Annotated in this window: 10 protein-coding genes; 6 read left to right on the plus strand and 4 right to left on the minus strand. The window is 71.8% G+C overall.

The features are described 5' to 3' along the window. Positions 1-96: 96 nt before the first annotated feature. Positions 97-171, minus strand: coding sequence for a 50S ribosomal protein bL37 (locus ACFXGA_RS01830; RefSeq protein WP_096498094.1), 75 nt, complete (start codon positions 169-171; stop codon positions 97-99). Positions 172-278: 107 nt separating this feature from the next. Here ACFXGA_RS01830 and ACFXGA_RS01835 point away from each other — a divergent pair, with 107 nt between their 5' ends. Then, the gene (locus ACFXGA_RS01835; RefSeq protein WP_378083388.1) at positions 279-494 is read left to right on the plus strand and encodes a biotin/lipoyl-binding carrier protein; all 216 of its coding nucleotides are present in this window, start codon (positions 279-281) and stop codon (positions 492-494) included. Next, entirely contained in the window at positions 495-1,973 is a 1,479-nt protein-coding gene (locus tag ACFXGA_RS01840) for a histidine kinase N-terminal domain-containing protein (RefSeq protein ID WP_378083592.1), read from the plus strand. 138 nt (positions 1,974-2,111) lie between these two features. On the opposite strand, the gene ACFXGA_RS01845 is transcribed toward ACFXGA_RS01840, so the two are convergent. Both ACFXGA_RS01845 and ACFXGA_RS01850 read right to left on the minus strand, forming a co-directional pair. Beyond that, positions 2,112-2,366, minus strand: coding sequence for a WhiB family transcriptional regulator (locus tag ACFXGA_RS01845; protein ID WP_015104912.1), 255 nt, complete (start codon positions 2,364-2,366; stop codon positions 2,112-2,114). Between the two features lie 226 nt (positions 2,367-2,592). Further along, positions 2,593-3,537 carry a diacylglycerol/lipid kinase family protein gene (locus ACFXGA_RS01850; protein WP_378083392.1) on the minus strand — a complete coding sequence of 315 codons (945 nt, stop codon included), beginning with the start codon at positions 3,535-3,537 and terminating at the stop codon, positions 2,593-2,595. Positions 3,538-3,847: 310 nt separating this feature from the next. Here ACFXGA_RS01850 and ACFXGA_RS01855 point away from each other — a divergent pair, with 310 nt between their 5' ends. The 3 genes from ACFXGA_RS01855 to ACFXGA_RS01865 all read left to right on the plus strand — a co-directional run bounded on the left by ACFXGA_RS01855 (position 3,848) and on the right by ACFXGA_RS01865 (position 6,130). After that, positions 3,848-4,249 (plus strand): hypothetical protein, encoded by a 402-nt coding sequence (locus tag ACFXGA_RS01855; RefSeq protein WP_378083394.1) that lies wholly within the window; start codon positions 3,848-3,850, stop codon positions 4,247-4,249. Positions 4,250-4,374: 125 nt separating this feature from the next. Beyond that, positions 4,375-5,121, plus strand: coding sequence for a S1 family peptidase (locus ACFXGA_RS01860; protein WP_378083397.1), 747 nt, complete (start codon positions 4,375-4,377; stop codon positions 5,119-5,121). A gap of 223 nt (positions 5,122-5,344) precedes the next feature. Beyond that, the gene (locus ACFXGA_RS01865; protein WP_378083399.1) at positions 5,345-6,130 is read left to right on the plus strand and encodes an SAM-dependent methyltransferase; all 786 of its coding nucleotides are present in this window, start codon (positions 5,345-5,347) and stop codon (positions 6,128-6,130) included. Positions 6,131-6,142: 12 nt separating this feature from the next. On the opposite strand, the gene ACFXGA_RS01870 is transcribed toward ACFXGA_RS01865, so the two are convergent. Then, positions 6,143-6,574, minus strand: coding sequence for a MarR family winged helix-turn-helix transcriptional regulator (locus tag ACFXGA_RS01870; protein ID WP_378083400.1), 432 nt, complete (start codon positions 6,572-6,574; stop codon positions 6,143-6,145). Positions 6,575-6,644: 70 nt separating this feature from the next. Here ACFXGA_RS01870 and ACFXGA_RS01875 point away from each other — a divergent pair, with 70 nt between their 5' ends. After that, positions 6,645-6,950, plus strand: coding sequence for a hypothetical protein (locus tag ACFXGA_RS01875; protein WP_378083401.1), 306 nt, complete (start codon positions 6,645-6,647; stop codon positions 6,948-6,950). Positions 6,951-6,980: the final 30 nt, after the last annotated feature.

Below are 6,980 nucleotides of genomic sequence, written 5' to 3' on the forward strand. Positions count from 1 at the left end.
ACGCTGACCCGGTCGTCCGTGTCTTCCGACGCCTTAACCCCCGTCGACGGGCCCCGGAGGGGTCGCTCGGGGGCCCTTCGCACGCCGTGACGTCGATCAGGCGTTGGGGCGCTTCCCGTGGTTGGCGCCGCCCTTCTTGCGGTCGCGGCGCTTGCGGGCACGCTTCGACATGGGGTTCTCCTAGTGCTCGAACTACCTCACGACAGTGTGTCACGCGGTCACCGGTGCACCGCACCGGGCCTGAACCGTGGTTGGATGGGCCCGGACTAAGGAGGACGATGGCCGAGGAAATCCGGGCCGAGATCGTGGCCAACGTGGCCCAGATCGCCGTCGAAGAGGGTGACGAGGTCACGCACGAGACGACCGTCGTGGTGCTCGAGAGCATGAAGATGGAGATCCCGGTCCTCCCGGAGGGCTCCGGCCGCATCGCCCGCATCGCCGTGTCCCCCGGTGACGTGGTCCAGGAGGGCGACCTGATCGCGGTGGTGGAGTAGCTGTCCACGCTCACCGACCTCCTGGCCGAGCACACCAGGCTCTCCGGCAGCGCCGTCGACCACCTCCAGCTGGTGGTCGCCGAGTGGCAGCTGCTGTCCGACCTCAGCTTCGCCGACTTCCTGATGTGGGCGCCGGTCGACGACACGACGTTCCTGTGCGTCGCCCAGGCCCGGCCCACGACCGCGCCCACCGCGCACCCCGAGGACGTCGTGGGCAGCGTGGTGGACGTCGAGGAGCACCCGCAGCTGCGCCGGGCCATGACCGAGGCGCGGATCTGCCGCGAGGAGGACCCGCGCTGGCACCTGGGCGTGCCGGTGCGCCGCGAGGCGATCCCGGTCACCCGCGACGGCGAGGTCATCGCGGTGCTCAGCCGCAACACGAACCTGGCCGTGCCGCGCGTGCCGAGCCCGCTGGAGATCTCCTACCTGGGCAGCGCCGCGGACCTGTGCCAGATGATCTCCGACGGCACGTTCCCGACCGCCGAGCCGTCGCCGGACGTGCACACCAGCCCTCGCGTCGGCGACGGCCTGATCCGGCTGGACGCCTCGGGCGCGGTGGTGTTCGCGAGCCCCAACGCGCTGAGCGCCTACCACCGCATGGGCCACGCGTCCGACCTGGTCGGGGTGCACCTGGCGCCGTTGACCCGGTCGCTGATCGGTGACCCGTTCGACGCCACGGAGGTGGCGCAGCGCATCCGGGCGGCCCTGGACGGGCAGCCGAGCATGCGCATCGAGGCCGAGTCGCGGCGCGGCGCGGCGGTGCTGTTCCGGGCGCTGCCGCTGCGGCCGCGGGGCAGCGCGGCGGGCGCGCTGGTGCTGTGCCGCGACGTCACCGAGGTCCGCCGCCGCGACCGCGCCCTGATGTCGAAGGACGCGACGATCCGCGAGATCCACCACCGGGTGAAGAACAACCTGCAGACGGTGGCCGCGCTGCTGCGCCTGCAGAGCAGGCGGACCAGCAGCGAGGAGGCGCGGGAGGCGCTGGCCGAGTCGGTGCGCCGGGTCACGTCGATCGCGCTGGTGCACGAGACGCTGTCCATGTCGGTGGACGAGCGGGTGGACCTCGACGACGTGGTGGACAAGGTCATCCCGATGATGTCGGACGTGGCCGCCACCGAGTCGCAGGTGGTGGTGCGCCGCGAGGGCCCGTTCGGCATCGTCCCGGCCGAGCTGGCCACGCCGCTGGTGATGGTGCTGACCGAACTCGTGCAGAACGCGTTCGAGCACGCGTACGCGGCCGGCCAGCGCGGCGAGGTGGTCGTGCACGCCGAGCGGTCGGCGAAGTGGTTGGACGTGGTGATCTCGGACGACGGCCGCGGCCTGCCGCAGGGCTTCTCGCTGGAGCGCACCGACCGGCTCGGCCTGCAGATCGTGCGGACGCTGGTGGAGTCCGAACTCAGGGGCTCGCTGAGCTTGCGGAGGCGGCCCCGAGGCGGTACAGAGGCGGTCCTGCGCGTACCCCTCAGGGCGCGGCGTTAGACTGCTCCCCGTGCACACGTGACGACCTACCTCAGCGGAGTCACGTGGTCACGCGGGAGGGTGTGCAACACAAAGCGAAAGGCCCGACACCTGGCACGGTGTCGGGCCTTTCGTCTGCTTGCCGGATGCGGCCGGGGCTCAGGCGTTGCTGCGAGCCCGGGTGCGAGCGTTGCGGCGCTTGAGGGCGCGACGCTCGTCTTCGCTCATCCCGCCCCACACGCCGGCGTCCTGGCCGCTCTCGAGCGCCCACGCGAGGCAGTCGGAGACGACGGGGCAGCGGCGGCAGACGGTCTTCGCCTCGGCGATCTGCAGGAGCGCAGGACCGCTGTTCCCCACGGGGAAGAACAGCTCGGGGTCCTCGTCGCGGCAGATCGCGCGGTGGCGCCAGTCCATTGGAACTACTCCTCAGCTAGGCGCGCGCGCAGGCGCGCCACTCGTCAGCGGTCGGTTTTGGGGTGCTTGTGAATGCTTTCACGAACGGCGGGGATGTCAAGGGTTTAGCACCAACCCGGTGAGTGAACTCACCCGAAAGATCGACTGAGTTCACCTGGGGTTTCACGCAGAGGTGTCACACCAGGTCGGAACGTCGCGGATCGGTACCGAGCCGGTCACGCCCCGGTCACACGGCGACCGTGAGCGCTCGCGGCACCCCGGTGAACTCCACCTCGGTGCACGCGCCGAGCAGATCCCCGTCAACCTGGAGGTTGACCGGTTCCGGACTCGTCACCCGGACGAACTCAACGTCGTCACGCCGGAGCAGGTTCCCGCCTTTGGGGTTCCCGTCCGTGGCCAGAAGATGCGCGACGTAGCGAAGAACTGTGGGCAATCCCATCCCGTGGAGCGCGAACAGGCCCAGACCGCCGTCGAACGACGTGCTCGGGTTCAGCCGGATCGCCTTGTCCCCGAGGTAGGTCCACGGGTCGGTGTTGGACACGAACGCGAGCCTGACCTGCTCGAACGCCGGTTCGCCGGGGATGTGCACGGTGAGCGTCGGCGGCTGCCTGCGCTGGGCGAAGTAGCTGGCCAGCGCGGTGCGCGCGTACAGGGTGGGCGACGCCTGGCGGCCCTTGGCGCGCTGCTGCTCGACGGCCGCGACCACGTCCGCGTCCCAGCCCACGCCCGCGTTGAAGGTGAACCAGCGGTCGTGCTCCAGCCCCGCGCCGGTGGCCGCGACGTGCCCGACGCTGACCTTGCGGCTGGTGCCGTGCTCGATGGCCTGCAACAGGCGGTAGGTCGCCTCGACCGGGTCGCGCGGCAGCCCGAGGGCGCCCGCGAACACGTTCGCCGACCCGCCGGGCACCACGCCCAGCATCGGCAGGCCCGGCCGCGCGCCGTCGCGCAGCACGCCGTTGACGACCTCGTTCACCGTGCCGTCGCCGCCGTGCGCCACGACCAGGTCGTACCCGTCCACGACGGCCTGCGCGGCGGCGTCCGCCGCGTGGCCGCGGTAGTCGGTCTCGACGATGTCGAGCTTCACGTCGCTGGCCAGCGCGTGCGCGAGCACGTCCCGACCGGCAGGCGTGGTTGCCGTTGCCTGCGGGTTGACCACCAGAAGTGCGCGCACCCTTGCAGGGTAGGACAGCGCGTCACCTCGGACAGGTTGCGCGTCACCCAGTAGGAGGCTCACGAGCGCACGAAAGTGGCCGACATCTCCTTTCCGTGTCGCAATCCACGGGTGGCGCCCCGTGGTCTCCCTCTCCCGGTTCGCACCTTTCCGGTCCGCGTTGCCCGACATCCGCGACAAGTGCACCCCGGCCCGACCGCCGGCTCGCCGAAGACTGCTGTGATCATCGCTCCTGTGGCGGTCCAGCGGGACACGCCAACCGGGTGGCCTACGATGCGTGACGAGTACGCACCGTGAGGAAAGGCCCAGCGTGTCGAGCCAGCAGAAGGCGCCACCGGCGGTCCGGGCAGCCGGCGCACTCACCGCGTTGCAGGGCCTGGCCGGGGTGGCGTTCGCGGTCGCGCTGGTGGTGCGCTCCTTCAGCGCGGAGAAGTCCGGCGAGGTGCTCGGCGAGGCCGCCTACTTCGCGGTGCTGTCCGCGGGCGTGCTCGCGGCCGGGGTCGGCCTGCTGATCGGCAGGCACTGGGGTCGCACGCCGGCGATCGTCGTGCAGCTCCTCCTGCTGGGTGTCGCCTGGTACATGTACGGGCCGTCCGGCCGCCAGCTGTGGGGCGCCCTGCTGGGGGCGTACGTCGTGATCACGCTCGTGCTGCTGTTCACGAACCCCGTGCGCCGGTGGGCGCTGGGCGTGGACGAGGACCGGGACGCCTAGGGCATTCGGACGCCGACCATCGTCTGGCCGTTCGCCGACGAACGGCGGGTGGCCAGTGTCACTCGAACAGGTGACGCTGAGCGTGGTGATTTCACCACTCCCTGCGTTCGTCGAGGTGACAACCCATGCGACTCAATCGCGCCCTGTCCGCGGTGGTCGGAGCCACTACCGCACTGCTGTCCGCGTTCGCGCTGACCACGCTCGCGCCCACCGCCTCCGCCCAGTCGGGCGGTGTCGAGCCCTACATCATCGGCGGCGGCACGGCGACCAACGCCCCCTGGGCGGCCCGGCTGTTCCGCAACGGCCAGCAGAACTGCTCGGCCACCATCATCGCCCCGACCTGGGTCCTGACCGCGCAGCACTGCGTGGCCAGCTCGGGCACGTACACGTTCCGCATCGGCAGCCTGGACCAGACCACCGGCGGCACGCTGGCCACCGCGACCCAGATCATCCAGCACCCGTCGGTCGACCTGGCGCTGGCGCGGCTGGACCGGTCGGTCTCGGCCACCTACGCGCCGCTGGGCACGACCACGGCCGTGCAGGTCGGCCAGACCGTGCAGCTCTACGGCTGGGGCGCCACGTGCACCGACCAGCCCGAGATCAACTGCCAGTCGCGCTACCTGAAGTACGCCGACACCAGGGTCACCTCGGTGAACGGGCGCGACTACCGCGGCGGCATCGCGATCTCCGTGACCCGCGTGAACGGCATCGCGGCCGGCGGCGACTCGGGCGGCCCGATGTTCGCCACCAGCCCGGTCGACGGCCGCCGCTACCAGGTCGGCGTGGCCTCCACGAGCGACCGCTCGACCCGGTCGAACTACACCGCCGTCACCCGCTACCGCGACTGGATCCGCTCCTACGCGGGCGTGTGACCGAAACCCCGGCCGAGGCAGGCGGGTCTCTCCCCCCTGCGCCGCCTCCCTCGGCCGGGGCACGGCGGTTTGAGTTCCGGCGGACCTGCCAGTCACAATCACCCTGCGTGTCCACAGGTGTCGGATGGACACGAACGGAGTAGCCAGATACGGTCTGGCAGGCGTTCACGCCGCTCCGGGTGCAGTCAGGGTGAGGTGCGCAGTGCAGAACCCCCCGAGGTGGGTGTCGACCAACAGTGAGGCCGAGCGCCCGAACGTCGCCCGGTTGTACGACTACTACCTCGGCGGAGCGCACAACTTCGCGGTCGACCGCGAGTTCGCCGACCGCTCCGCGGGCGACGTCCCGACCGCCGCGATGGTCCAGCAGAGCCGCGCGTTCCTGCGGCGGGCCGTGCGGGTGTGCGTGGCGAACGGCATCCGCCAGTTCCTCGACCTGGGCTCCGGCATCCCCACCGCGGGCAACGTGCACGAGGTGGCGCAGCAGGCCGACCCGACGTGCCGCGTGGTGTACGTGGACAACGAGCCCGCGACCGTCGCGCACAGCCGGACCATGCTGCGGGACAACGCGGGCGCGGCCATCGCCGAGGCCGACATCCGGGACGTGCCCGCGGTGCTGGGCGCGCCCGAGGTCCGCGACCTGCTGGACCTGTCCCGCCCGGTGGCCGTGCTGATGGTGGCGATCCTGCCGCACGTCGCGGACCACGACCGCCCGGCCGAGCTGGTCGCCCGCTACCGCGACGCCGTCGCCGACGGCAGCTACCTGGTGGTCAGCCACCTGACCGCGGACGAGCAGCCGGAGCTGGTGGCGAAGGTGGTCGGCATGGCGGCGGAGACGCGGACACCGATCGTGGCGCGGTCGAAGTCGGACTTCGAGGCGATGCTGGCCGGGTTCGACCTGCTGGAGCCGGGCCTGGTGCTGGCGCCGTCCTGGCGGGGCGAGGGCGACCCCGTCACGGGCGCGGAAGCGGTGTCCTACGGCGCGGTGGGCGTGAAGCGGCCCGCCGGCTGACCCCCGGTCCGGTCACGGCCGCTCGGCGACGAGCCGCCTGGTCTGCTCCTTGAGCACGTCGATCGTGCGGACCACCCAGTCCGCGATCACCTGCTGCTGCTCCGGGGTGTAGCGCGCGCTCAGCTCGTCCATGGCCTCGGCCAGCCCGGCGAACACCGCGCCGAACGCGCCGGGGATCGCGCTGATCACCACCCGCCTGCGGTCCGCCGGATCGGGTTCGCGCCGCACCAGGCCCGCGCGTTCGAGCCGGTCCGCGACGCCCGTGACGGCGCCGGGGGTCAGGTTGATCTCCCTGGCCAGTTCGCCCGCCGAGAGCGGCCCCTTGCCCGCGATGAGCGCGAGCGCGCGCTGGTCCACCGCCGTGACGCCCAACCGCGCGCCGACGGCCTCGTGGAACGCGACGACCGCCGTGCTCAGCTCGCGCCCGAAGTCCCGTCCGTCCACGAGCCTCACTTTACCGCGGCTGATATTTCAGTACACTGAACTAAAATATTCGGAGTCTGAGGGGGTTGGCGTGGAGTTGCGGTTGGCGCTGGAGGTGCCGCGCTGGGCCTGGCGGTTCTACCGGCGGCACTGGGCGGTGGTCGTCGGGCTGTCGCTGGTGGGGTCCGTGCAGCGGCTCGTCGTGGTGAACTGGGGCGACCGGGTGCCGGGCGCGGTGGCGTTCGCCTCGGAGGTCGTCGTGCTGGCCGCACGCGTGCTGCTGGTCGTCGTGATCTGGCGGCGGGCGACGGGAGGCGAGCGGCTGCGGGGGGGGGGGCGCCGGGGGGGGGCCCCCCCCCCCCCGGGGGCGCGCCGGGTTGGGTTTGGGGGTGGGTAGTGGGGGGGTGGGGTGTTGGTAGGTGGGGCG

Source organism: Actinosynnema sp. NPDC059335, assembly GCF_042752395.1.
GTDB lineage: Bacteria > Actinomycetota > Actinomycetes > Mycobacteriales > Pseudonocardiaceae > Actinosynnema.